At 65.4% G+C, this 22,985-nt stretch carries 23 protein-coding genes; 14 read left to right on the forward strand and 9 right to left on the reverse strand.

Translation table 11 applies throughout. From position 1 onward, the window contains the following. Positions 1 to 100 precede the first annotated feature (100 nt). From IEQ11_RS01285 to IEQ11_RS01305, 5 genes are all read left to right on the forward strand, one after another. Positions 101 to 487 carry a hypothetical protein gene (locus tag IEQ11_RS01285; protein ID WP_191823162.1) on the forward strand — a complete coding sequence of 129 codons (387 nt, stop codon included), beginning with the start codon at positions 101 to 103 and terminating at the stop codon, positions 485 to 487. Positions 488 to 1,219: 732 nt separating this feature from the next. Beyond that, positions 1,220 to 1,558, forward strand: coding sequence for a hypothetical protein (locus IEQ11_RS01290; RefSeq protein WP_191823163.1), 339 nt, complete (start codon positions 1,220 to 1,222; stop codon positions 1,556 to 1,558). Between the two features lie 12 nt (positions 1,559 to 1,570). Continuing rightward, positions 1,571 to 2,008: a hypothetical protein gene (locus IEQ11_RS01295; RefSeq protein ID WP_191823164.1), complete on the forward strand. Its 438-nt coding sequence runs from the start codon at positions 1,571 to 1,573 to the stop codon at positions 2,006 to 2,008. Between the two features lie 809 nt (positions 2,009 to 2,817). Next, a complete protein-coding gene (locus IEQ11_RS01300) occupies positions 2,818 to 3,063 on the forward strand; it encodes a hypothetical protein (RefSeq protein ID WP_191823165.1) in 246 nt (81 codons plus the stop codon). Next, the gene (locus IEQ11_RS01305; protein WP_191823166.1) at positions 3,060 to 3,494 is read left to right on the forward strand and encodes a hypothetical protein; all 435 of its coding nucleotides are present in this window, start codon (positions 3,060 to 3,062) and stop codon (positions 3,492 to 3,494) included. Before IEQ11_RS01300 ends, IEQ11_RS01305 begins: the two co-directional genes overlap by 4 nt. Before the next feature lie 180 nt (positions 3,495 to 3,674). On the opposite strand, the gene IEQ11_RS01310 is transcribed toward IEQ11_RS01305, so the two are convergent. The 3 genes from IEQ11_RS01310 to IEQ11_RS01320 all read right to left on the reverse strand — a co-directional run bounded on the left by IEQ11_RS01310 (position 3,675) and on the right by IEQ11_RS01320 (position 4,877). Beyond that, positions 3,675 to 3,875: a hypothetical protein gene (locus tag IEQ11_RS01310; protein WP_191823167.1), complete on the reverse strand. Its 201-nt coding sequence runs from the start codon at positions 3,873 to 3,875 to the stop codon at positions 3,675 to 3,677. Between the two features lie 82 nt (positions 3,876 to 3,957). Next, positions 3,958 to 4,347, reverse strand: coding sequence for a hypothetical protein (locus IEQ11_RS01315; RefSeq protein ID WP_191823168.1), 390 nt, complete (start codon positions 4,345 to 4,347; stop codon positions 3,958 to 3,960). 248 nt (positions 4,348 to 4,595) lie between these two features. After that, a complete protein-coding gene (locus IEQ11_RS01320) occupies positions 4,596 to 4,877 on the reverse strand; it encodes a hypothetical protein (protein WP_191823169.1) in 282 nt (93 codons plus the stop codon). Positions 4,878 to 5,568: 691 nt separating this feature from the next. Between IEQ11_RS01320 and IEQ11_RS01325 the strand changes: the two genes are divergently transcribed. After that, complete coding sequence (locus tag IEQ11_RS01325; RefSeq protein ID WP_191823170.1) at positions 5,569 to 6,624, forward strand: two-component system sensor histidine kinase NtrB; 1,056 nt, start codon at positions 5,569 to 5,571, stop codon at positions 6,622 to 6,624. Then, positions 6,621 to 8,021, forward strand: coding sequence for a nitrogen regulation protein NR(I) (gene ntrC, locus IEQ11_RS01330; protein ID WP_057920421.1), 1,401 nt, complete (start codon positions 6,621 to 6,623; stop codon positions 8,019 to 8,021). The genes IEQ11_RS01325 and ntrC overlap by 4 nt, the downstream gene beginning before the upstream one ends. Before the next feature lie 126 nt (positions 8,022 to 8,147). Here ntrC and IEQ11_RS01335 read toward each other — a convergent pair whose 3' ends face one another. Next, entirely contained in the window at positions 8,148 to 8,360 is a 213-nt protein-coding gene (locus IEQ11_RS01335) for a hypothetical protein (protein ID WP_247024691.1), read from the reverse strand. Positions 8,361 to 8,472: 112 nt separating this feature from the next. Here IEQ11_RS01335 and IEQ11_RS01340 point away from each other — a divergent pair, with 112 nt between their 5' ends. The 3 genes from IEQ11_RS01340 to IEQ11_RS01350 all read left to right on the forward strand — a co-directional run bounded on the left by IEQ11_RS01340 (position 8,473) and on the right by IEQ11_RS01350 (position 10,662). Then, positions 8,473 to 9,045, forward strand: a complete 573-nt coding sequence (locus IEQ11_RS01340) for a superoxide dismutase family protein (protein WP_191823845.1) — start codon at positions 8,473 to 8,475, stop codon at positions 9,043 to 9,045. Positions 9,046 to 9,424: 379 nt separating this feature from the next. After that, positions 9,425 to 9,907: a GNAT family N-acetyltransferase gene (locus IEQ11_RS01345; RefSeq protein WP_191823844.1), complete on the forward strand. Its 483-nt coding sequence runs from the start codon at positions 9,425 to 9,427 to the stop codon at positions 9,905 to 9,907. Further along, positions 9,904 to 10,662, forward strand: a complete 759-nt coding sequence (locus IEQ11_RS01350; protein ID WP_191823843.1) for a hypothetical protein — start codon at positions 9,904 to 9,906, stop codon at positions 10,660 to 10,662. The genes IEQ11_RS01345 and IEQ11_RS01350 overlap by 4 nt, the downstream gene beginning before the upstream one ends. A 37-nt stretch (positions 10,663 to 10,699) precedes the next feature. Here IEQ11_RS01350 and IEQ11_RS01355 read toward each other — a convergent pair whose 3' ends face one another. Next, a complete protein-coding gene (locus IEQ11_RS01355) occupies positions 10,700 to 11,617 on the reverse strand; it encodes a hypothetical protein (protein WP_191823842.1) in 918 nt (305 codons plus the stop codon). 99 nt (positions 11,618 to 11,716) lie between these two features. Between IEQ11_RS01355 and IEQ11_RS01360 the strand changes: the two genes are divergently transcribed. Beyond that, complete coding sequence (locus IEQ11_RS01360; RefSeq protein WP_411920268.1) at positions 11,717 to 13,009, forward strand: acetyl-CoA C-acetyltransferase; 1,293 nt, start codon at positions 11,717 to 11,719, stop codon at positions 13,007 to 13,009. A 183-nt stretch (positions 13,010 to 13,192) separates the two neighbouring features. Here the strand turns inward: IEQ11_RS01360 and IEQ11_RS01365 are convergent, their stop codons facing one another. Further along, positions 13,193 to 14,653, reverse strand: a complete 1,461-nt coding sequence (locus tag IEQ11_RS01365; RefSeq protein WP_191823841.1) for a sulfatase family protein — start codon at positions 14,651 to 14,653, stop codon at positions 13,193 to 13,195. Between the two features lie 140 nt (positions 14,654 to 14,793). Between IEQ11_RS01365 and IEQ11_RS01370 the strand changes: the two genes are divergently transcribed. Then, on the forward strand, positions 14,794 to 15,531 hold the full coding sequence (locus tag IEQ11_RS01370) for a hypothetical protein (protein WP_191823840.1): 738 nt from the start codon (positions 14,794 to 14,796) through the stop codon (positions 15,529 to 15,531). A 132-nt stretch (positions 15,532 to 15,663) separates the two neighbouring features. Here the strand turns inward: IEQ11_RS01370 and IEQ11_RS01375 are convergent, their stop codons facing one another. Both IEQ11_RS01375 and IEQ11_RS01380 read right to left on the reverse strand, forming a co-directional pair. Beyond that, positions 15,664 to 17,049 carry an XVIPCD domain-containing protein gene (locus IEQ11_RS01375; RefSeq protein ID WP_096411741.1) on the reverse strand — a complete coding sequence of 462 codons (1,386 nt, stop codon included), beginning with the start codon at positions 17,047 to 17,049 and terminating at the stop codon, positions 15,664 to 15,666. A gap of 39 nt (positions 17,050 to 17,088) precedes the next feature. Next, complete coding sequence (locus IEQ11_RS01380; RefSeq protein ID WP_191823839.1) at positions 17,089 to 17,826, reverse strand: hypothetical protein; 738 nt, start codon at positions 17,824 to 17,826, stop codon at positions 17,089 to 17,091. 460 nt (positions 17,827 to 18,286) lie between these two features. Here IEQ11_RS01380 and IEQ11_RS01385 point away from each other — a divergent pair, with 460 nt between their 5' ends. Both IEQ11_RS01385 and IEQ11_RS01390 read left to right on the forward strand, forming a co-directional pair. Then, positions 18,287 to 19,867 (forward strand): CocE/NonD family hydrolase, encoded by a 1,581-nt coding sequence (locus IEQ11_RS01385; protein ID WP_191823838.1) that lies wholly within the window; start codon positions 18,287 to 18,289, stop codon positions 19,865 to 19,867. A 239-nt stretch (positions 19,868 to 20,106) separates the two neighbouring features. Continuing rightward, positions 20,107 to 20,679: a hypothetical protein gene (locus tag IEQ11_RS01390; RefSeq protein ID WP_191823837.1), complete on the forward strand. Its 573-nt coding sequence runs from the start codon at positions 20,107 to 20,109 to the stop codon at positions 20,677 to 20,679. A gap of 1,045 nt (positions 20,680 to 21,724) precedes the next feature. Here the strand turns inward: IEQ11_RS01390 and IEQ11_RS01395 are convergent. After that, on the reverse strand, positions 21,725 to 22,975 hold the full coding sequence (locus tag IEQ11_RS01395; RefSeq protein ID WP_096411750.1) for a heme biosynthesis HemY N-terminal domain-containing protein: 1,251 nt from the start codon (positions 22,973 to 22,975) through the stop codon (positions 21,725 to 21,727). Positions 22,976 to 22,985: the final 10 nt, after the last annotated feature.

Below are 22,985 nucleotides of genomic sequence, written 5' to 3' on the forward strand. Positions count from 1 at the left end.
GCGATGTTCCCTTACTGGCTCGACAATCGGATTGGCATAGTTGTGCTTGAAAACAGGGGTCAGAATATCCAACTGAACGTATTTACAGGAAACTGACGTCATGACTAGTAGTGATGTTGCGGGTGGCCGGAAAAGGTCTTATCCGATGCTCTTGCTGGCGGTAGAATCCGTGTTCAATTCCGCTCTTGAAAAAGGTGGAATGAATCGATATCAGGCATTTGCCTTTACATACGATGAGATGGAGCGCCTGCTTAACGTTTCATCCCCTTGGATAAGGTGTGCTACGCATATTGCGTTGTTCAAAGTCGCGCATGCTAATGGCGTGCATCTTAAGTTGGGTGATCCGTTTGAGTCCGATGTTCGAGATGAGTTGCGTGACTCTCTCAATGCTGTCGATATTTCTACGTTAAAGGACGCAACTTCAGTTCAAGATTTAGGTAACTTCGAGCGGGATGCCGAGCTCGTTCATGGCGCCTATCTATGCTGAACGTTGCAAACACCGGCAGTGCCAGACGAGTCAATGGCACTGTTCTGATGAATAGAGGAGACGCCGTTGGCGAGCTATATGGTGCTCAAAAGCTGGAGCATGTTCTTCAAAACAGGGGTCAGAGTGGACTTTCCTTAGAAAGTCCACTCTGACCCCTGTTTTGACCCTTGTTTTTCTACGCACGAACTTGGGCACAAAGCGCATAGAGGCACATCTGTTCCCCCAGGTGCTTGGAATGATGAGCTCAGGGCGAGCTATTGGACTGCGAGAAATGCACCAGGACTGAACCAAATGGAGCGCATTTATCTTTTGAATGATGCAACCATGCGCGCTAGAGAAGCTGGTGCGCCTATTCGGATGAATTAATTTATGCGAGAGATGCTCTATGGCTACTGACAAAAGATGCCCCACGGAAGAAGAAGCTCTCCATGTGGAACAAGCATTTTCTAAGTCCATTGAGAATGGTCGTACTGAAAAGAGATGTCCATGGTGCGCTGGAGATTTTGATTTTAATGATGGTGGTAGCGGCTTTCTAATCACCTGCACAAACTGTGACTTACGGCTAACCGTCAGAGGAGTTTAGCCTTTAGAGACTTTCGATTACTTGATCGTTGTGTCGATCAGCGATGAATTTGCAAATACGATCTCTGCCAGTTCACCAGTTGAAATTGCTTGGGTGTGCCGTCCAATACTTGGGACGGAACATATGGAGCATGGAGTCGTGGTGACTACTTGTCGGCAGGCGAGACCATAGGCGGTGTTGTCGGCATTCCGTTGCCTTTGGCTAAGGTGGGGTGCTTCGGTAAGTTCCGTGCTTTGGACAATGTGGTTGCAGACATAGGCGGCGTCGGAAGCAAGGTGCGTATTGGTCCATGGAGCAAAGGCGCAAGCAATGTCGTGGAAGGCGGATTTTTTGAACAGTGTTTGCATGTGAACTGGCAGCAGAAATATGTGCAGTTCAAAAACGAGGGAGGTATGCCGAACATATTGCTAGGCAAGGGCGCGGGAATCGAGATCTTCAGATCCAACATCGTCGGATATACAGTTGTCAGCCAAGGGCGAGATAAGTAAAGGAAGGGATCGATGACAGGTTTAAAGAGAGTCTTTACCTTTCAGGAGGAGCTGAGGGCCGATCCGGCATTCCTGACCGCCATTCAAGAGGCAACCTTGGATCCGGAGGAAAAGGTGTTCGGTTTGAAAGGCACGCACGGACTCCTAGGCACAGAGGAGTGGTGGAGTAATGTCAGGAGCGGCGTCATCCGTTCGTTTGTGAAAGAGGGCGTCGTGATGGAAGTGATGAATGCCGATTCAGCCGAGTACGAGCCCAGCTTCGAGATGGATGTTGACGGCGGTCAGTATGAATATCACCAGTGCTTCGTGAACGATCGGGCGGACTTGGCGCTTTACAGACCCGGTGCGAGAGTCAAGATGATCGTCGCGTTGGATGAGGGCAAGTCCTTGGACGAACATGGCAAGACCCGGTACTTGGATCTGGTGTTGGAAGTGTTTGTGTCGACCTGAGTACAGGAGCGTTGGGCAGCTTTAGGGAAGCTCTGAACAACTCCTGCGGAAAAACAAGAACGGAGTCAGGCTGGGGCTCAGGTTGCGTTATCTGAGCCGTGACCGTGCTGACACTAGCGGCTCGGCTCAACGGCTTCGCCGTTCAAGCCGAAGCCGTATCGCTGCGCCGAACTGGCATTGCGATCGGACGCGAGGGGCAACAGCAACCACCGCTTCACCGTGCACCGAACATCCCGCTGCAGGCCATCCTTGGCCCGCCGTCGACGGCCACGGCGCTCCTTGCTCGCGGCGCGTACCGCGCCGGGGGCACCGCGACCCGAACGTCCGTCGTGCTTCGCGCGACCATCCATGGCCGCGTTCCTTCGTCCATCCTCACCGAGTTGCGTGTGGATCGACTGCTACCACTTCGGCGAGTTCATCGCCACGTGCCTGCACGCGTGCGGTGCACGCCTACAACAGCCGAATGCCCACTACGTGCCCACGCTTCGCGTGTGCAGGTATGCGGGCGCGTCGGCTTAACCGCTGCGCGGTTCAAGCTGAACGCGAATTGTGGTCGCGGCGGTTTCAGCTGCAAAGCCAAAGCGCCGCAGCGGGGGGCTCCCGAGGAGCGCTGGTGTCGTCGCAGGTTAGCGCTGTGCTCCGCGCGTCAAGGCTAAGCCCGCTATTCATTGCGCAACCGCTGGGAGGCAGCGTGTCGGCCGCGTTGAAGGAGCGCTACGTCCACGACGCCCTGGGCCGTTTGAGCCAACACCTGGAGTACTTCGACGCCGCCGGCCGCGTGCTGCATCGGCAGCCACTCCGGTAGGTTCATGCCGGAAGATCTTGCGCCAGTGCATCTTGCGATGGCCGGACAATCCGAAGGCAGGTTCGGCGGCGGTACTTCGCGCTTCCACCAATCTGAAAACACGCTTTATCATCAGCTTGAAATGATGAATATCCTCAATAGCGGACGTGGAAATCTTCCCACTTTCATCAGGGATATGCCCTTGAAGACGCATCTTCGGGCGTTCACCAATCAAGCCCGAGTGGTCGCCCGTGATCTGGGGGAAATATGAGCGCCAGCCTGAATTCAATTGATCCGTCCGAGATCATTGGTCTGAGCACGATCGAAGAGGCCGTGCTTGACAGTGCATCCTTACCGTCGGATGAAGTTCGCAAGCGCTATCTGCTGATAGGGGATGCACTGTACGTTAGCGCGCAGGCGCTCCGCCTCGACGAGGATTTTGACAACTTGTTGGTGTTCGCCGTCGGCGTGGCTGAGGAGATGTCCGATGTTCTGCTTCGACAGGCGATTGCACTATCGAACCGTAGGCATTGGCAGTATCGTCCTTTGATGTTGAAGAGCGATGAGGGTAACGATCCGAACAGCGAAGTGATCGCAAAAGACGACCAGAGCAATGCGATGGTGGATTGTTTGTTGTATCACCTGCGAAAGGACGATCGGTATGCAGCGGGTGCGGACGTATTGATGGCTTCGCAAGGGTGACGCCGAGGAAATTTCTGACGCGATCAAATGAGTAGACAGCCGCTATCAATCAGGCAGCGGCTGATGCGCGAAATTATTCCGGTTGTATGACGTCGAGGATGCGCTCTACCTACTTGGCCTACAGCCGGAAGACTTTGGCCAACGCCCGACGCCTCGGTCGCTCGTGTTGCGAGTGTCAGGTTAAGGGTCGATGGTCGGGTCGATCATTTCGACGATGTTGAACAGTTCGTCGCGAAAGACTGGCAGGTCGTGAACGCGTGAATCGGCAGCGCGATGTTTCCCGGAACGCATGGTCGAGCCGATCGGCGCCGGCACACGGAACGCCGACAAACAGCGTAAGAGCATCACGGAGATTCTTTGGATCAAATGCGCCTTGGTCACGCTTGCGAAGTCGACGCCCGCATAGTTGCCGGAATCTCAATCGACCCGACGGCGCCGTTGGTAGCCCCAGCCACCTCAGCCGCTAAGCAGCACTAGGCACCCGTGCCGCCCGATCCATGAAGTACCCGACGATCGCGCCGATCGCGATCGGCACCAGCGCATAGATCGGGATGAACACCAAGGCGACCGCCGCCTGCGCGTCTGCGGCCAGATCCAGCGAGTAATGGGCGAAGGCGAGAAAACCGAAGCCCAGCAGCGCGGGCGCCCATAGGGACGACGGACGCTTGTAGAGGAGGCTGACGGCGATGATGGCGCCCCAGGCGATGGCGTTGAAGGCGCCCAGGAACAGCCAGGCGCCGATGCCCGTGTCCGTGTATTGCGCAAGCCAGCCGATGCCGTGCGGCAGACGCGCCGCATACGGCAGCAGTATCCCTACCAACATCACGATCAGTCGCGCCTTGCGCATCGTCATGACGACCATCCTGGTTGCGATCGGTCCCCAAGGGGGAATGGCCGGATTCTCGACGGACCATGGCGGGGCGTCAATCGGAACCGCGTGGCGACGCGCTCAATTCGTCGGATCGGCGGGGGCTGCGCAAGCCAATCGCCATTTCGGATTGGCTTTGGCCGATCTACCCGCCACAAGCAAAAGGCCTCGCCGAAGCGAGGCCCTTGCTGGATCACGCTTCGGCCAACCCGTCGGATCGGCCAGCGCCGCGATCAACCTTCCGGAAGATCGCATTTCATCCGCGCATCGATATGAAACGGCTTGGGCACGTCGGGGTTGGGACTCTTCTGCTCGCCGTCGAGCTTGAACGAATCCGGGTCGGGCTTGCCGCCGCGTTCGGTGCAGGCCGCGGTCAATTTTTCCTTCACCGAGGCGATGGCGCTGTCGCGGGTCGGGCCGGACGCGCTGTTGGTCAGATTGACCACTTCCGCGAACGCGTTGTGGCTCATGCCGAAAGCGACACCCATCAGGGCGATTACATACCACTTCTTCATGCTTACTCTCCTTAGTAAACGACTTTGCCGCGCGTCGATGGTACTGCGTGGGATGTTGGGCCGATGTTATCCGGCGCCCCTCGTCGATGCCGCGTAAAGGGTTGCGTTCAACAACTCACGAGCGGTCGCCGATTCAGTCGCGCGGCTGCAGTTTCGATGAGGTTCGTCGAGCGCGGGACTTCGCGATCGGTGATGACGATATCTTTGGTTATTGCTGGATTTAACCGTGTTTCGTGGATTGTCGGGCGAGGTCGGATTTGGAAAAACGCGCAAGCAGATGACGAAGTTAAAGCGGCGTTACACAGTCGAGCTCGTATCCCCTCGGCCCGTCGATAATGAACATGTGGACTGAAAGTGATCTTCATGTGTCACTCGCCAAGGCGATGCGCGAGTGGCGAGGACATCACGATGCAATCGCTTGCGTTCGAGCCTTCGCTCCACCGCCTGGCGTCATGAGGCGACAACCGATCGCCATCGTCCTGCGCGAATGCACTTGATCCCTCTGTCGCGATTTAACCCAACCACTCCGCGCGATCGACACGCACAGGCTCAGCAGGTCCCCAGGACCATCAGGTAACGGGTTTCCATCCAGTCACGGCTGCCGCCGTGGACCTGAAATGTGACGAATACCGGCGCCAAGCCCGCGACCGGTAGCCGATCCTCCCCCGAAGCTTTGCACTAAGATGGTGCAATGCCCGCCGACCCCCAGCCCGCCCCCGACCTGAGCCTCGACAGCCTGACCACGCCGCTCGCCTGGAGCGATGCGGGTGGGACTTTGAGCGGCTGCAATACCGCGTTCTCGCGCTGGTTCGGAATCGGCGCGCGGCGGTTGCTGGGTTGGCCGCTGGCCGGCCTGGACGCGGGCGACGGTCGTCTGGCGCTGGCCTTGTCGCGCGAAGGCGGCGACGAGGCGCCGCTGCGGATGCGGCGGATGCGGCTGCGTTACGCCGACGGCGAGGAGCGTTTCGCCGATCTGTGGCTGAGCCGGCGCGAAGGTGGCGGCTGGTTGCTGGAAGCGCACCCGGTCGACGAATTTCCCGGCGACGACCCGGCCTTGCTGCTGCCGTCGGCGTTGTCTGCGTCGTTGAAGGGGCTCGCGCACGAATTGCGCAATCCGTTGGCCGGGCTCAAGGGTGCCTCGCAGCTGTTGGCGCGGCGGGTCGACGATGCCGATTCGCGCGAGTTGATCGGCTTGATCGACAGCGAGGTCGAGCGCCTGACCGGCCTGGTCGACCGTCTGCTGACGCCGGCGCCGCCGCGGCCGCACGCGCCGTTGAACATTCATGCCGTGCTCGAACGCGTGCTGCGTCTGGCCGAGGCCGACGCGGGTTGGGCGGTGCGGCTGGTGCGCGATTACGACCCGAGCCTGCCCGAATTCGACGGCGACGCCGATCGCCTGATGCAGGCGGTGTGGAACCTGGTGCGCAACGCGATCGAGGCCGGCGCGACCCACGTCAATCTGCGCACGCGCATCGAACACGGCGTGCGCATCGCCGACACTTCGCATCCGATCGCGTTGCGTCTGGAGATCATCGACGACGGCCACGGCGTGCCCGACGAACTGGCAGAGCAGCTGTTCCTGCCGCTGGTGTCCGGCCGCGCCGAAGGCAGCGGGCTCGGCCTGGCGCTGGCGCAGCAGGTCTCGCGCGAGCACCGCGGCTCGCTGGCGTATCGCTCGCGTCCGGGCCACACCGTGTTCACCCTGCTGTTGCCGATGCATATCGAAAGCGAAGGAGACGCGACATGAGCGCGGCGCGGGTGTGGGTGGTCGACGACGATCGTTCGGTGCGCTTCGTGCTGGCGACGGCGTTGCGCGAGGCCGGTTACAACGTCGATGCGTTCGAAAACGCGGCCGATGCGCTGGATGCATTGGATCAGCGCGGCGCGCCGGACCTGTTGTTCACCGACGTGCGCATGCCCGGCGATGGCGGCCTGGTGCTGCTTGAGAAGCTCAAGGCGCGCGCGCCGTCGTTGCCGGTGGTGGTGATGAGCGCCTACACCGATGTGGCGAGCACGGCCGGTGCGTTTCGCGGCGGGGCGCAGGAGTTCCTGTCCAAGCCCTTCGACCTGGACGATGCGGTGGCGCTGGCCGCGCGCACCTTGGCGGCGAACGAAGCGCAGGACGAGGTCGCCGAAACGCCGCAGGCCGCCGCCGATACCTTGATCGGCGACACCCCGGCGATGCTGACCTTGTTCCGCGCGATCGGACGCCTGGCGCAGGCGCCGCTGTCGGTGCTGATCACCGGCGAAACCGGCACCGGCAAGGAACTGGTCGCGCGCGCGCTGCATCGCGAATCGCCGCGCGCGGCGCGGCCGTTCGTGGCCTTGAACACCGCGGCGATTCCGTCGGAATTGCTGGAAAGCGAACTGTTCGGGCATGAGGCCGGCGCCTTTACCGGCGCCCAGCGGCGCCATGTCGGGCGGTTCGAACAGGCCGACGGCGGCAGCCTGTTTCTCGATGAAATCGGCGACATGCCCTTGCCGTTGCAGACCCGCTTGTTGCGGGTGCTGGCCGAAGGCGAGTTCTTCCGCGTCGGCGGACGCGAATTGATCCGGGTCGATGTGCGGGTGATCGCGGCGACCCATCAGGATTTGGAAACTCTCGTCGCGCAGGGCCAGTTCCGCGCCGATCTGCTGCATCGCCTGGACGTGGTGCGCCTGCGCCTGCCGCCGTTGCGCGAACGCCGCTTGGATGTGCCGCAACTGGCCGAACGTTTTCTCGCCTCGGCCGCGATCCGGTTCGCGGCGCCGGCCAAGCGCCTGTCCAAGCCGGCGCTGGAGCGGCTGCGCGCGCACGATTGGCCGGGCAACGTGCGCGAACTGGAGAACGTGTGCTGGCGCCTGGCCGCGCTGGCGCCGGGCGATACGATCACCCGCGAAGACATGGACGAGGTGCTCGGGGTTTCGGTGCGCAAGCCGAGCGACGCGGCCGAATGGGAAGCGCAGCTGTCGTCGTGGGCGCGCGCGCAACTCGCCGACGGCCGCGCGAACCTGCATGCCGATGCGCGCGAGCGCTTCGACCGCGCCTTGCTGGAAGCGGCGCTGGAACATACCGGTGGGCGGCGCACCGAGGCGGCGACGCGCTTGGGGCTGGGGCGCAATACCTTGACGCGCAAGTTGGGGCCGGGGCGCAAGCGCAGTTAGTTGATGTGTTCGGTAGTTCATTCGTTCGGTAGTTCATCCGGTGGCGCCGGAGCGTGTGATTCGCGGTCGCGGCTCGCGCCGCTCCTACAGGGAGCCCTTGTAGGAGCGGCGCGAGCCGCGACCGCGTCACATCGCATCGCGACGAACGCATCGCTTCGAGGCCAATTCCCGCCATCCGCCCAGCACCGCCCGTCCGGCGATGCAGCACTTGGCGAAATCGCCGATCCGATGTCGCGCCGTCGCCCAGGCCGCCATAATCGCGACGCCAGCCATTCGCCAGCCATTCGCCAGCCATTCGCCAGCCATTCGCCAGCCATTCGCCAGCCATTCGCCAGCCATTCGCCAGCCTCTCTCCGCCGCCGTTTCACCTGCGCTGAACCCGCGCGGGGCTAGCGTCGGGCCACCGTCCCATCCGGCGCCGCGTCATGGCGCCGACGCACAGGAGTCCCGCATGAACCACGTACTTCGCACGATCACGATCGCCTCATTCGTCGGCGCGTTGGCCGCCTGCGGTGGACAAACCACCAAGCCCACGCCGCCGCCCGCGCCGCCCAGGCCGGTGTCGACCGCGCAATCGGCGATGGTGGTGCTCGCCTCGGCCTCCGGCAGCCTGGTCAGCGGCAAGTTGACCTTGCGCCCGATGGGCGACGGCGTGCATCTGACCGGCGAGATCGGCGGACTGACGCCCAACAGCGTGCATGCGATCCATATCCACGAGAAGGGCGATTGCAGCGCGGCCGACGCGAGCAGCGCCGGCGGCCATTTCAATCCGGCTGGCCAGCCGCACGGTCAGGTCGGTCACGGCGCGCATCATGCCGGCGACATGGACAATCTCAACTCCGATGCCGAAGGCGTGGCCAAGGTCGATGCGCATGCCAGCGGCGTGACTCTCGGCGGCGGCGCGGCCAACGATGTCGCCGGTCGCGCGGTGATCGTGCATGCCGTCCAGGACGATTACAAAAGCCAGCCCGCCGGCAACGCCGGCGCGCGCGTGGCCTGCGGCGTGATCAAGATCGTGCAGTGACGGTTGATCTGCGCTGAGCGCGGCCGATCGCCTCCCGCCGCGGCGGGAGGCGATGGCGGGTTTGGCGAATCGGATCGATCGGGTGCCGCGGGATCTGTCGATGCTGGGCCTTCAGGTCCGAAACCGTTCGGTCCGCTCGAGCTTGAATTCGAGGATTCGATCAACCGGCGCCCAGGGTTTCGCCGATCACCGCGCGGCGATCTGAGCCGGAAGCGGAAGGCCTGAAGGCCTAACCGTAATAGGCCTCGCAGCACCGAGGTCCCGCGTGCGTGCACGTGGTCACGGCGTCGCGCCGATAACGATTCAGAGCGGGCGTCGCCATCGCCCATCGGCCACGCATCGCCTTATCCTGGGCGCATCCCATGCAGCGACCCACGCCATGACCCACTTGCGCATCCGCGACGCCGTTCCCGCCGACCGCGACCTGATCGCCGACTGGATGATCGCGATGGCCTGGGAAACCGAGCACAAGCGGCTCGACCCCGACACCGTGCGCGCCGGCGTCGCCGGCGGCCTGGCCGATGCGGCCCGGGCGCGCTACTTCATCGCCATGCGCGAGGCCGAAGTCGCCGGCAACGAAACCATCGCGGTCCCGGCCGGCACCTTGATGTTCACCCATGAATGGAGCGACTGGCGCAACGGCGACTGGTGGTGGATCCAGAGCGTGTACGTCGCGCCGGAGCACCGCAGGCAGGGCGTCTACAACGCCTTGCACGGCCACGTGGCGGCGTTGGCGCGGGCGACGCCGGGCGTGGTCGGTCTGCGGCTGTATGTCGAGCGCGCCAACGCCAATGCGCAACGCACCTACGAGGCGATGGGCATGGTCGATGCGGGATATCACATCTACGAACAGCACACATGACGGGCGCGATGCTCACGACGGCGCGCATCGGATTCGCGCTGGCCTGCGTGCTGTCCGCGGGTCGCGCCTGTGCATCCGGCGACGATCGCGCGAGCGATATCGTAGGTAAGTGCAGCACCGATACCCAGATCGAACACAATCGCGACGGCTCGCAACTGGAACTGCGCAAGCGTTCGTGCGAGGGCGGCGACCAGATGTCGGCGACGGTCTGGTACCGCGTCAGGCCGGAGGATGCGGCGCGCGAGCTGATGCATTACCAGTCGCCCGATACGCCGGGCTCCTGGGCCGCGAGCCTGGTCGATTTCGATCGCGACGGGTGGTTCGACCTGCGCCAGGGCGGCCAGTGCGGCGCAGGGCCGAACTGCGAAGGCGAGATCCATCGCTTCGACCCGCAGCAGCGCCAGTTGTACCTGATGCATGCCGGCGCCTGGGCCGATGTGAGTTTCGATGGCGAGTATCTGGTCGAATCCGGCCGCGCGAGTTGCTGCGCCTGGGAGTATCACGTCTACCGCGTGCGCCATCGGCCGCGCCCGGTGTTCGATGAAAGGCCGGACTTCATCATCCTGGCCGATGCCGGTTTCGTCGGCGACGACAAGGACGGCGAATCGCCGGCCACGCGTTGCCGTTTCAGCCGTCGCACAGGCGATGAGTACGGGGTGATCGCGCCACCGGCGAAACGCTGGCTCGAGTACTGCTCGCTGTATGGCGACGACTATGTGGTCGAGCCGCCGGAACCCGTCGCGGGCGAACCCTAGGCCGGATCGTCGGGAGCTTCCGCGCCGTCGGTCGTGCTTACAACTGACCGGGCTCCGGCGCCCCATCGCAATGCACGAACGTCACCGGCACCCCATGCGCGCCCAGCACCGCGGCGATCTGCTTGAGCCGCGCTTCGAAGTGCTGATAGCGACGATTGAGTTTCTCGCGGCATTCCTCGGTGCCGCACGGGGCTTCGGGCGCGTAGCGCTGATGCCAGGCGTTCGGCGAGAACAGGGCGATGCGGGCTTCGCCTTCGCTGTAATGGATCAGCGGCTCGGGCGGGGCGTCCAGCCATTCCTCGCCGTCGGGCTGCAGCAGCGCGGTTTCCAGCAGCGGCCACAGCGGGCCGAGGCCGGCATGGTCGTACTGCATGGCCATCATCGCGGCGAGGTCGTGCACGGTCAGGTAGCGCGCGTGTTCGACCTGCAGGCCGAACGCTTCCTGCGCGGCCAGGGCGGTGTCGGCGCCGGCCATGCCGCGTTCGAGCAGGCTGGATTCGAGCAGTTCGCCGACCCGCGCGACCCGGTCCGGGTCGCCGCTGAGCACGAACGGCACCAGCCGCAGCGGGCCGCCGGCGTAATCGGGCGAGGGCGCCAGCGCGCCGGGCAGTTGCTGTTCGTGGGCGCCGAACGCGATCACCCGGCCGGCGTCGCCGGCGCCGCGCTCGCGCGGGGCGTTGGCCGACAGTTCGTCGAGTTCGCGGTGCAGCGGCCAGCCCGGGCGCAGCAGTTCGACCGGGTCGTAGTGGGCGCCGACGGTGACCAGGTCCAGCGCCGCGGTCTCGGCGGCGAAGCCGGCCAGGTCGCGGGCGATCTTCTCCGACAGGGCGCCCGCGTCGTGGCGCGGCAAGGCGCTGCGGCTGACCGCGGCGTCGCCCTTGAGCTCGAGCGCGAGGGCGCCGAGGACGTGCAGGGGCGCGGACGGGCCGCTGGCGGAGGGGCTGGCTGAGCTCATGGTCACCGAAGATACGCTGGCGTTTGGTAGAGCGCGTGTGCGGCGCTACACTGGGGCCCATTATGCCCGGTCCGCCGCGACGGGCCCTGTGAGAACTCCTTGCGAGGTGTGCCGATGCGCCAAAACCGTCCCGTCGCCGTGCTCGGTGGCGTGCGTATTCCGTTCTGCCGCCAAAACACCGCCTATGCGGATGTCGGCAACCTGGGCATGTCGGTGCGCACCCTGGGCGCGTTGGTCGAGAAGTTCGGCCTGCACGGCCAGCAGCTCGGCGAAGTGGCGATGGGCGCGGTGATCAAGCACAGCAGCGACTGGAACCTCGGCCGCGAGGCCGCGCTGTCGTCGGGCCTGTCGCCGCTGACGCCGGGCATCACCCTGCAGCGCGCCTGCGGCACCTCGCTCGACTCGATCATCACCATCGCCAACAAGATCGCGGTCGGCCAGATCGAGGCCGGCATCGGCGGCGGTTCGGACACGACCTCCGACGTGCCGATCGTGTACGGCAAGAGCCTGCGCCGGCGCCTGCTGGAAGCCGCGCGCGGGCGTTCGACCAAGGACAAGCTCGCCGCGTTTAAGGGCTTCCACCTGCGCGAACTCAAGCCCGAGTTCCCCGGCGTGGCCGAGCCGCGCACCGGCAAGAGCATGGGCGAGCACTGCGAGGACATGGCCAAGCAGTGGAACATCTCGCGCGATTCGCAGGACGAATGGGCGCTGTCGTCGCACCTCAAGCTGGCCGCGGCCTACGAGCGCGGGTTCTTCGACGATCTGGTGGTGAGTTTCCGAGGCGTGTCGCGCGACAACAACCTGCGCGCCGACAGCACCCTGGAAAAGCTCGCGACCTTGAAGCCGGCGTTCGACAAGACCTCCGGGCGCGGCACGCTGACGGCGGCCAATTCCACCCCGCTGACCGACGGCGCGTCGGCTTGCCTGCTGGCTTCGGAGGAATGGGCGCAGGCGCATAACCACGAAGTGCTGTGCTATCTGCGCGACGCGCAAGTCGCGGCGGTCGACTTCGTCCACGGCGAGGGCCTGCTGATGGCGCCGACCGTGGCGGTGCCGGAGATGCTCAAGCGCAACGGCCTGACCTTGCAGGATTTCGACATCTACGAAATCCACGAAGCCTTCGCCGCGCAGGTGCTGTGCACGCTGCGCGCGTGGGAGAGCGAGGACTACTGCAAGACCCGCCTCGGCCTGGACGCGCCGCTGGGGCGGATCGATCCGGCCAAGATCAACCCGAACGGTTCCTCGCTGGCGGCCGGTCACCCGTTCGCCGCGACCGGCGCGCGCATCGTCGCGACCGCGGCGAAGGAGTTGAAGCAGCGCGGTGGTGGGCGGTGTTTGATTTCGATCTGCACGGCCGGTGGTATGGGTGTGGTGGCGATTCTGGAGCGGTGAGTTGCGCGGTTTCCTTCTCCCGCTTGGCGGGAGAAGGTGCCCGAAGGGCGGATGAGGGCGCGTTGCGCCGTTAGTGGCTAGTCCCGCGTGCCCTCACCCCAGCCCTCTCCCGCGAAGCGGGAGAGGGAGCAAAATGCCGCTGCTCATAGCTCATAGCTCATAGCTCATCGCAGCAGCTAGATATCAAGCAGCCGGCCCACCCCGACTCGTCCCCGCGATGTACTGCGGCGGCCAGCCCACCGGCGTCGTGCCCTTCTCCTTCATCTGTATCGCCAACTCCGCTTCCAGCACCGCCTGCTGATCGGCGTAAGCCGGGTTGCCGGCCAGATTGGTGTTCTGCTGCGGGTCGGCGGACAGGTCGTACAGCTCCCAGTCGCCGCCCTGGCTCTGCGCGCCCGCGGCCGGCGCATACACCGCATACGTCCACTGCGCCGAACGGATCGCGCGGATCACGCTCGGGCCGTTGCCGCCGATGTCGTCGTAGGTGTAATGCACATAGTCCTGCACCGAAGTGCCGGTGCCTTCGAGCAGCGGGCTCAGGTCGGTGCCGGCCAGGCCGGGGAACTGCGAGCTCACGCCGAGCAGGCTGGCCAAGGTCGGCAACAGGTCGACCGAACTGGCCAGCGCCTGCGTGCTTTGCGGCTGCGGCCACGCGATGGGATTGGAGAACAGCAGCGGCACGTGGATGGCTTCGTCGTAGACGTTGACGAATTTCTCGACCATGCCGTGCGACAGCCCCAGCTCGCCGTGGTCGGCGAAACGCACGATCAAGGTCTGATCGATCTGTTCGGCGCTCATCGCATCGAGGATCTGCTGGATCTGCGAATCCACATAACCGACCAGATACGCATAGAAATCGACGAAGTCCTGCTCGGTGGCGCCGTCGTTGCCGCTCATCTGGGCGAAGGTGTAGCTCGATTGCGCGCGCGGTTTGCTCGATAGGTTCTCATTGGCGTTGAGCGGGATCGGCGCGGCGGCGGCGCGATACGTGGTCGGGTCGTAGTAGCTCGCGGCCTGATTGAGATAGCCCAGATGCACGTCGTGCGGATTGACCAGCGACACCACCAGGCAATACGGCTCGGCCGGCGGCGCGGCGAGGAAGCTCAGCGCATCGGCGAGGTAGCGCTGATCGTTCTGGTTGGGCGCGCCGGGCGTGACCGGGCCGGTGTCGAGGGTGCCGCCGCCGAGGAAGGTGGCGTTCAAGCTGATGCCGGCGTCGTTCGGGTCCCAGGTCGAAAAGCCCCACTGCGCGAGCTCATCGTCCTGCGTGCCCGGTTCGTTGTTGCCGAGCAGATGCCACTTGCCGATCCAGTAGCAACCGTAGCCCGCGGCCTTGAGCACGCTGGCGAGATTGGGAAACTGCGAGGGCGGCGGCAGCGGCGCGCCGCCGGTGTGGGTGCAGCCGGTGACCGCCGGGTACTGGCTGGTCAGAAACGTCGCGCGGCTCGGCGAACACATGCACGCGCCGGTGAACGCGGCCTGGAAATCGATGCCGTTGGCGGCGAGCTGGCGCATCGCCGGCATGGCCGCGGCGAGGGTCGGTTGGTAGGACGCCGGCCATTGCAGCAGGCTACGTTCCTGGTCGGTGATGATCAGCAGCAGGTTGGGTTGCTTGCCGTTCGAGAACAGATCGCTCAGGGCCATATCGGTCGCTCCGTGGGATGCAAGCTCAAACGCGGGTAACGACGCCGGCAGGACGGCCGTGAGCGCCGCGCGTCGGCCGGGCGCATACAGGCGCCGCGTGCTCGGGCAATATGTGCGCACCGTCACGACAAGGAGCTGTCATGCGTCGTTCCATTCCCACCGTTCTCGCCTTGCTGGTCATCGCGTTGTTGCCGCTGTCGGCCGCGGCGATGAGGTTGACCGAGCAATCGTTCGTCTGCCCGATCGACGGCCAGAAGTTCTCCACCCGGCTGATGAGTTCGGGCACCTCGTTCGGCTCGTATTTCGATACCCAGCGCTTCGGCGCGATCGCCTCGCCGGCGCCGCTGCCGGCGTGCCCGGGCAACGGTTTCATCGTGGTCGACGACAGCCGCGTCTACAGCGATGCCGAGTTGGTCAAGCTGCGCGCGTTCGTGGCCTCGGACGACTATCGCGGCTGGGTCGCGAACGACACGCCGTATTACCGGTTGGCCAAGCAGATGGCCTGGTCGGGCGAAGCGCCCGACCGCATCGCCGGCGTATTGCTGCAGGCCACCTGGGAGGCCGGCGGCAAACGCTATCCGCGCTATGCCGCCGAGGCGCTGGAGGCGATGCAGCAACGCGCCGCGCGCGAGGCCGGCAGCGATCGCGTCTACCACACGCGCATGCTGATCGGCGAATTGCAGCGTCGGCTGGGGCGCTTCGATCAGGCCCAGGCGACCTTTGACGCGCTGCGCGAGGACCGCGCGTTTCCGGGCAAGCAGGAACAGGAAACCGCCGTCTACATGCGCAAGGTGCTCGACGCGCAGTTGCAGTTGATCCGTGCGCGCAGCGTCGCGCATGCGCGTCTGGACGAGGACGGCACGATCGTCGATTTCTGATCGTCGGTTGCGATGAGATCGCGCCGCGGTCGAGTGCGGCGCGATGCGTGATCGGATGGTTGCTCGATCGCCCGATGCGCGCGGCGATCAGGACTCGCGCCGACGCCAGAGCGCCGGCACGAATCACAGCGCTCAGGCCATGCTGCGCACGGGATTGCGTTGCTGTTCGGCCTGCTGTTCCTGCTGCAGCGCCGCCTGCTGCGCAGTCGCCTGCGGCTGATTCATCGCCAGCGCCTGGAACGACTGCTCGACCTTGGTCTCCATCGCCTCGCGGGTGTTGGTATGCGCGCGCTGGGCGGCCGGATCGGACGGATCGCCGCGGACCACGAACACGTTCTCGCCGGCGCCGAGCCGATCGGTGCCGCGGCTGAGCACGACCGCGTCGACCCGGTCGAAGCGGTTGTCGCCGGCGAGCTGGGTCAGGCGCGCGGTCAGGCGTTCGCTGCCTTCGTCATAGCTGCGGCCGTGCGCGGCGTCCAGACGCTGCACGCCGTCGCGGCATTGGCAGTACAGCGAGTGCTGCGGATGGTCGGCGCGGCGCGGGTCGAACGGCGCCGATTCGTTGCCGCCGACGCGATCGCCATAGTCGCCGAAGTCGGCGCGGGCCAGTTGCACCGGCGCTTCGCCGCGTCCGGGTTCGCGCGCCGGTTCGCCGGCGTCGGACAGCACCGCGGGGCTGCGCATGATCGGCCGGCCGCGATTGGGATCGGCCGGATGGAAATCGTCGCGCATCTCCTGCCGGTGCAGGCGCACCGCGCGGGCATCGTTGAGTTCGGCGATCAGGGCGCGATCGGTGACGGTGCGCGACATGCCCATGCCTTCGTCCGGCCCGGAAATCTGCGCCGATTCCGACCAGGTCCCCTGGCGCGGGCTGTACTCGTAGAGCATCGGCGCGCGCTGGATGCGGTTGGGGTCGATGTTGGATTCGCGGCCCATCGCGGTGGCGCTGACCGCGGCCAGGCGACCGGTGTAACTGGTGGCTTCGCCCGGCGGCAGATTGCGGCCGATGTCGTACAGGGTGCTGGCGGTGCGGCCCAGGCCGAGCGCGCCGTTGTTGAGCATGTGGTCCCAAACGCGTTCGACTTCGGCCTCGCCGTGGGTGCGGCGCGCGCCTTCGAGCAACTGCCGCGGCGTCCAGGCATTGGGATTGATGCCGGCCTGGGTGAAGGATTGATCGTGGGCGCGCTGCACGTCGCGCGCGGGCAGGTTCAAGGCCAGTTCGGGATGGCCTTCGCGCACGTGCTCGCGGCGCATCGCCAGGTCGCGGGTGATCAGGTCGACGCCGAAACGCTCCCAGTCGCGCTCGCTCATGTCGCGGCCGTCGCTGCGCGCGCGCATGTCGGCATGCAGGTTGGCGACCCGGCCGGGCGCGTTGTCGTTGCGCACCACGCCCAGCGCGAGCGTGCCGTAGCCGTCGTTGCCCGGGTGCTGGGCGAGGTAGTTCCAGTACAGCTCGCGATTACCCTGCTGGGCGTAGTGCCCCAGGATGGTCAGGTCGCGTTCGTTCAATCCGCTCATCGGGTGGTCTTCCTTGCTGTCGTTTCAGCCGGCGCCGGGTCAGGGCGCGGCGTTGCTGTGGTACTGGTCGAACAGGCCGCGCACGCGCGCGTCGATGCGTTGCCAGTCCTTGAGGAATACCCGCAGGTATTCGACGGTGACGCGGGTGTTGTAGCGCGGCAGGATCAGACTGTGCTCGCAGGTCGCGATCGGCGGCTTGATCTGTTCGAGCGTGTCGCCGTCGAGCACCACGCCGTCGGGCATTTCGCGCGCGCTGCAGGTGATCACCGTGGTCAGTTTGCCCTGCGCGTCGCGTTGCACGAACCAGTCGCGATTGAGCGCGGACTCGCGCTGCCGCGCCAGGTCGACCTTGTCGCCGTGCTGCTTGAGCAGGTAGGCGTCGAGTTTGTGGAAATCCAGATAGTAGGGCTGCAGGCCGAACACCGGTTCGCCGCGCAGGCGCAGGTCGATGTTCAGCGAGGGGTCTTCCTGCGCGGCCTGCGGCGAATCGATATCGGAACGGATGATCCGCTCCAGCAGACTGTCGAGCGGCACCCGGTCGATGAAGCTCGGGGTGATGTTGACGCCCTTGCGGAACCGGTCCTGGTCGTCGAAATAGCGCACGCCCGGCGCCAGCGGCTGCAGGTCCGGCCACTGCACGATCAGCCGCATGTTGCCCTGGAAATCCGGGCCGAGCTGGGTGTCGAAGTAATTCGCGGGAATCTCGAAACGGTGCGGGCCGAGCTTGGCCTGCACCGGTTTGTCGTTATAGGGCGAGGCGACGGCGGCGTCCGTCATGGCATGAGGCTCCTGGGCTGGGCTGGAGGGCAGCGCCGACGATGTGCAGGCCACCAGCGCGAGGCTGGCGGCGAGGACGAAGCTGCGGCATGTCCGGGCCGAGGTCGTCATGGGCATCCTCCATTGATGCGGTGCGGATGTACGGGTGGGGGTCGCACAGCGGGCCAGTCTAGGTGTGGCTGCTGGAGGGGTAAAGGAAGCCGGCGATGCGCCGGTCCTTGCGACCGCGCAGCGCGGTTGGTTTGCGCCGATCGCGGCTCCCGGCGCGGCATCCCCGGCGATGTCGGCCAGGCAAATACCCGCCCGTGCCCCGATCCGTGATCGCAGTCGCGCCGGTTCACCAAGCTGCGCCGGTGGCACGGTTGTTGTGTCTCCATTCGCGGTGGTACGGTCGATCGGCAACAAACCATACGCAAACGTATCTTAATGTGCTGAACAGTCTCTGGGAGGGGACAGCCTCATGCGCAAGCTCGGGTCGTGGTTCGTGTCATGTCTGGTCCTGACCGTGTTCGCCGCTCCGGCGATGGCGGGTGGTTTCAACGGCAGCTATCAACGCATTCCCGGTTGGGACGGCGCGGAAATGGGCGCATTCGTGATGGTGCCCAAGGACCAGGGCCCGGGACCGTTTCCGCTGCTGGTGATGCCGGCCAGCTGGGGCGCGCCGAACCTGGAATACGTCGGACGCGGCGCGGTACTCGCCGGCCAGGGCTATGTGGTGGTCAGCTACACCTCGCGCGGGTTCTACGATTCGGCCGGTCAGATCGACATCGCCGGGCCGGGCACGGTCGAGGACGTCAGCGCGGTGATCGACTGGGCCCTGGCGCATACCCCGTCCAACCCGGCCAAGATCGGCGCCAGCGGCATTTCCTACGGCGCCGGCATCAGCCTGCTCGCGGCCGAGCGCGATCCACGGATCAAGGCGGTCGCGGCGCTGAGCGGCTGGGCCGACCTGGAGGCCTCGCTGTACGCCAACCGCACCGTCAGCCAGCAAGGCGCGGCCTTGTTGGTGGTGGCCGGTTCGCTGACCGGACGGCCCGGGCCGGAACTGGCCGGCGCCACCGCGCGCATCGCGCTCGGCGACTTCGATGGCGCGGTCAACGGCCTGCTGCCGGTCGTGCCGCAGCGCAGCCCGATCACCGACGCGGCGGCGTTGAACCGCAACGGCACCGCGGTGTTCCTCGCCAACGCCTTCAACGACAGCCTGTTCCCGCCGGGCCAGTACATCGACTTCTACACCGGCCTGAGCGGACCCAAGCAACTGCTGTTCGCCCATGGCGATCACGCCACGGTCGAGGTCGCCGGCGCGTTCGGCCTGCCCAACGAGGTCTACACCGGCGCGGTGCGCTGGTTCGACCATCACCTCAAGGGCATCGACAACGGGGTCGAGCGCGAACCGGCGGTGCGGCTGAAATCGCAGGACGGCGACTGGCGCGGCTATGCCGACTGGAACGCGGTGCAGACCGGTTCGACCGTGCTCGCCTTGAGCCGGCCGAGCGGCCTGATCGCGCCGACCGGAGAACTGCGCGCCACGCCGAGCACCGGCTGGAGCCATTCGATCCTGACCGGTCTGCCGACCGTCGCCGATTCGGGCATCGCCTTCGTCAGCGGGTTCCTGCAATCGGTGCAGGTCGCGCCGCAGGCGTCGATTCCGCTGGTCCTGCGCGCCGGCGCGGGCGTGTGGCAGACGCCGATGAACTGGCTGCCGCAGCAGCTCAGCGGCATGCCGAAGCTGCACGTCACGGTGACGCCGAGCCAGTCCGAGGTCAGCCTGTTCGCCTATCTCTACAGCGTCGACCTGCTCGGCAACGGCACCTTGCTCAGCCACAAACCGTATTCGCTGCGCGGCGCGCGTCCGGGCGTGGCGCAGACCATCGACCTGCGCCTGGAAGCGACCAGCTGGGACATCCCGGCCGGCCGCCGACTGGTGTTGGTGGTCGATACCCAGGACCCGCGCTACACCAGCGCGAGCACGATCGGCGGCAGCGTGAGTTTCAGTTCGCCGGCGTCGGATCCTTCGACCTTGACGTTGCCGCTGCACTGACCGCCGCCTGAGCATGCGGGAACGGCGACGGCGGCATCCTGGCGATGCCGCCGTTGTTTTGTGCGCGATTGCGCAAACCATCGCAGCCGATAAGATGGGCGCGGGGAGTCATGCAGTCATTCGCGCACGGGCCGGAACTCGGGTCGGTGACGGATGTTGGCCGTGGCCCCATGCGGGTCAGGCGTTGCATCGGGCAGGGGGTCCGAAGCCGTGCTGGCCGCGATGCGAGACGCCGGGCCATGCCGACCTTCAATCCCTACGAAGCACCGAAAAGCACGTTCGCCAGCCCGGTCGAATCCGATCACATCGATGACCTGCAAGGCCCCTGGCGCGATGGCGCCGACCTGGTGGTCCGCCACGACGCTCATCTGCCGCAGCGCTGCATCAAATGCAACGCCGCCGCGGTCGTCCCGTTCAAGCGTCGGCGTTACTACTGGCATTCCGGCGGCTATTACCTGCTGATCCTGATCAACCTGCTGATCTATGCGGTGGTCGCCGCGATCGTGCGCAAGCGTGTCTACATCAGCGCGGGCCTGTGCGCACAGCACGGCAAGCGGCGCACGACGATGATCGTGACTTCGCTCGCCGGCGGCGTGGCGGCGGCCGGGGTGTTCATGCACGCCGCGCAGGGCGGTTACGGCCCGCCGCTTTTCCTGCTCGCGGCGTTTTTGCTGATCGCTTCGATCGTGGTCGGCATGGTCGGCGGACGTTTTCTCAATCCCAAGCGCATCACCGAGCGCTACGCCCGTTTCAAGGGCTGCGGCCCGGCGTTCCTGGACACCCTGCCGCGCTTTCGCGGCGCGGATTATTGATGCCGCGCTTGCGCGATTCGTTCGGCATGGTCGGGCCGATTCGCTTGCGATCCGATTGAGCCTGCGGCAACGACTGCAGTGGTGTCCGATCGTGATGCAGATCCGTGATGCGCTCGTGTCGCGTTGGTAGTGGCAGTGGGATTCGGCGGGATTTCTTTCGGTCATGTGATATCGCTGCGTCGCCACCGCGGCGCCGTGATCGCAGTCGCGCGGTCGCGGCTTGCGCCGCTCCTACAGGTAGGCCATGCAGCTTTGGCTTTGGCTTGAGCGTGAAGCCTTGCAGTTCATCCAGCGCTGCGAGGCTTGTAACTCGCGAGAACAACAGCACACCCGTAGGGCGGCGCACATGGATGTGCGCCGTGCGGCACCGGGACAGGATGTCCCGTGTGGCGCATGCCCGCGGAAGCTCCGCACGCGCGGGCCCTTGATTCAAAGAAAAGCGTTTTTCTTTGGTTACCTTTCTTTTGTCGCTTTTGACAAAAGAAAGTAACTCGGCCGCTTGCGGACGAAAGCCGTTGATCTTGCCTTTGGCTTCAAAAGCTCTAGAGCTTCAAAGCTTTGAAGCCTTAAAGCTGCAAGCAGGATCAAAAGCGTTCCGCCGCTGAAGCGGCGGGTCACTTTCTTTTGTCTAAAGCAACAAAAGAAAGGTAACCAAAGAAAAATGCTTTTTTGTGAATCAAGGGCCCGCAAGATCGGAGCAGACGCGGGCATGCGCCACACGGGACATCCATGTCCCGGTGGCGCACGGCGTGCATCCTGCACGCACGCCCTTCGGGTGTGCTGTTGCTAACGCGAGTTACAAGCCTCGCAGCGCTCGAGGTGATGACTGAAACGAGGCCAAAGCTACATGGCCTACCTGTAGGAGCGGCGCGAGCCGCGACCGCGGGACTACGACAACCTTGAAACTTATTCGTATGCGTGCTCCAACGGCAACCCGTGGCGTGCCAACACCGGCCGCGATGCGGCCACATCGTTGTCTGCATCCGCGCAAAACAAAACGGCCGCCCCGAAGGCGGCCGTTCCGGCGGACAAGCGACGAATCGACTCAACCGCGCAACCGCGGCATCCCGAATTCGTCGCGTTCCTCGATCACCGCCTCATCGAACAACTTCTGGCGCAGATCGCGACCCGGCAGCTCGGTGATCGCTTCGCCGCGTCCGGCGCGCAGGGCGTTGACGTAGCTCAGGCGCGCGCGGTTTTCGTCGCCGACCTGGGCGAAGCCGTGGCCGAGTTCTTCCCAGGCTTCGCTGTTGGCGCCCTGGGCCAGGGCCCGGTGCAGATAGGCTTCGGCCTGCGGCCACTGGCCCTGCGCGCGGGCGATGCGGGCCAGGCTGACCAGCAGGCCGGGACTGCCGGGGTGCGCCTGCAGCCAGCGTTCGGCGTTGGCGCGGCGCGCGTCGAGGCGGCCGATCGGCAGGCGGCCGTAGAGCGCGGCCAGCGATTCGTCCCAACGCGTGTCGAGCGCCTGTTCCAGACTCTTGGCGGCGGCTTCCTCCCAACGCAGCGCGGCGGCGCGTTCGGCGTAGGCGGCGACCGCGGCGGGGTCGGTCTTGAGCGGCTTGGGCAGGGTTTCCCAATGATCGGCGAGCACGTTCGCGTCGGCGGCTTCGCGCAGCGCGGCTTCGGCCCAGGCGGCTTCGTGCTGGCTCAGGCGTTCGGCCGGCCAGACGTTGTGTTGGCGCAAGGCGCCGAGCAGACCGTAGGCCTCGCCGGCACGGCCGAGCGCGGCCAGCGCCTGCGCGCGCAGGGCCAGGCCACGCGGCGGCAGCGGCTGCGCGGTCGGCATGTCGAGCGCGGCCAGCGCGTCGCCGGGACGGTCTTCGGCCAGCGCCAGGTCGGCGGCGGCGAGGGCGCGCGCGACCGGATGGTCGGCGGCCAGGGCATCGAGGTATTGCACCTTCGCGGCGGCATCGCCGCGCGCGGCGGCGGCACGCGCGGCGGCGACGCCGGCGATCGCGGCCACGTCGCGGTTGCGCGCGGCCTGCGCCAGCGACTTCTCGGCGCGGGTCCAATGGCCCTGATGCAAGGCGTCGAGGCCATCGATCAGACGCGCGCGCGCCTGCTTCTTGCGATGCCGGCGCACCGCGGTGAACGGCAGACTGAGCACCTTCCACACCAGCCACAGCGCCAGCAGTCCGCCGATCAGCATCAGCAGCGCCTTGGGCACGTTGGTGAAATAGTTCATGCCGCCGTAGGTGACGACGACCTTGCCCGGATCCTGCACCAGCAGTTGCGCGGCCAACGCGCCGACCAGCGCGAGCACGATCCAGAACAGCAGATTGCGGAACAGATTCATTGCGGTGGCT

The sequence above is a fragment of the Lysobacter capsici genome, assembly GCF_014779555.2.
Lineage (GTDB): Bacteria > Pseudomonadota > Gammaproteobacteria > Xanthomonadales > Xanthomonadaceae > Lysobacter > Lysobacter capsici.

Bases quoted from the DNA above. Each gene is read 5' to 3' on its own strand.
- IEQ11_RS01300 (WP_191823165.1), top strand. From the start codon at position 2,818: ATGCCGGAAGATCTTGCGCCAGTGCATCTTGCGATGGCCGGACAATCC.
- IEQ11_RS01315 (WP_191823168.1), bottom strand. From the start codon at position 4,347: ATGACGATGCGCAAGGCGCGACTGATCGTGATGTTGGTAGGGATACTG.
- IEQ11_RS01295 (WP_191823164.1), top strand. From the start codon at position 1,571: ATGACAGGTTTAAAGAGAGTCTTTACCTTTCAGGAGGAGCTGAGGGCC.
- IEQ11_RS01375 (WP_096411741.1), bottom strand. From the start codon at position 17,049: ATGAGCGGATTGAACGAACGCGACCTGACCATCCTGGGGCACTACGCC.
- IEQ11_RS01340 (WP_191823845.1), top strand. From the start codon at position 8,473: ATGAACCACGTACTTCGCACGATCACGATCGCCTCATTCGTCGGCGCG.
- IEQ11_RS01325 (WP_191823170.1), top strand. From the start codon at position 5,569: ATGCCCGCCGACCCCCAGCCCGCCCCCGACCTGAGCCTCGACAGCCTG.
- IEQ11_RS01370 (WP_191823840.1), top strand. From the start codon at position 14,794: ATGCGTCGTTCCATTCCCACCGTTCTCGCCTTGCTGGTCATCGCGTTG.
- IEQ11_RS01285 (WP_191823162.1), top strand. From the start codon at position 101: ATGACTAGTAGTGATGTTGCGGGTGGCCGGAAAAGGTCTTATCCGATG.
- IEQ11_RS01345 (WP_191823844.1), top strand. From the start codon at position 9,425: ATGACCCACTTGCGCATCCGCGACGCCGTTCCCGCCGACCGCGACCTG.
- IEQ11_RS01355 (WP_191823842.1), bottom strand. From the start codon at position 11,617: ATGAGCTCAGCCAGCCCCTCCGCCAGCGGCCCGTCCGCGCCCCTGCAC.
- IEQ11_RS01335 (WP_247024691.1), bottom strand. From the start codon at position 8,360: ATGGCTGGCGAATGGCTGGCGAATGGCTGGCGAATGGCTGGCGAATGG.
- IEQ11_RS01365 (WP_191823841.1), bottom strand. From the start codon at position 14,653: ATGGCCCTGAGCGATCTGTTCTCGAACGGCAAGCAACCCAACCTGCTG.
- IEQ11_RS01395 (WP_096411750.1), bottom strand. From the start codon at position 22,975: ATGAATCTGTTCCGCAATCTGCTGTTCTGGATCGTGCTCGCGCTGGTC.
- IEQ11_RS01320 (WP_191823169.1), bottom strand. From the start codon at position 4,877: ATGAAGAAGTGGTATGTAATCGCCCTGATGGGTGTCGCTTTCGGCATG.
- IEQ11_RS01380 (WP_191823839.1), bottom strand. From the start codon at position 17,826: ATGACGGACGCCGCCGTCGCCTCGCCCTATAACGACAAACCGGTGCAG.
- ntrC (WP_057920421.1), top strand. From the start codon at position 6,621: ATGAGCGCGGCGCGGGTGTGGGTGGTCGACGACGATCGTTCGGTGCGC.
- IEQ11_RS01390 (WP_191823837.1), top strand. From the start codon at position 20,107: ATGCCGACCTTCAATCCCTACGAAGCACCGAAAAGCACGTTCGCCAGC.
- IEQ11_RS01385 (WP_191823838.1), top strand. From the start codon at position 18,287: ATGCGCAAGCTCGGGTCGTGGTTCGTGTCATGTCTGGTCCTGACCGTG.
- IEQ11_RS01350 (WP_191823843.1), top strand. From the start codon at position 9,904: ATGACGGGCGCGATGCTCACGACGGCGCGCATCGGATTCGCGCTGGCC.
- IEQ11_RS01305 (WP_191823166.1), top strand. From the start codon at position 3,060: ATGAGCGCCAGCCTGAATTCAATTGATCCGTCCGAGATCATTGGTCTG.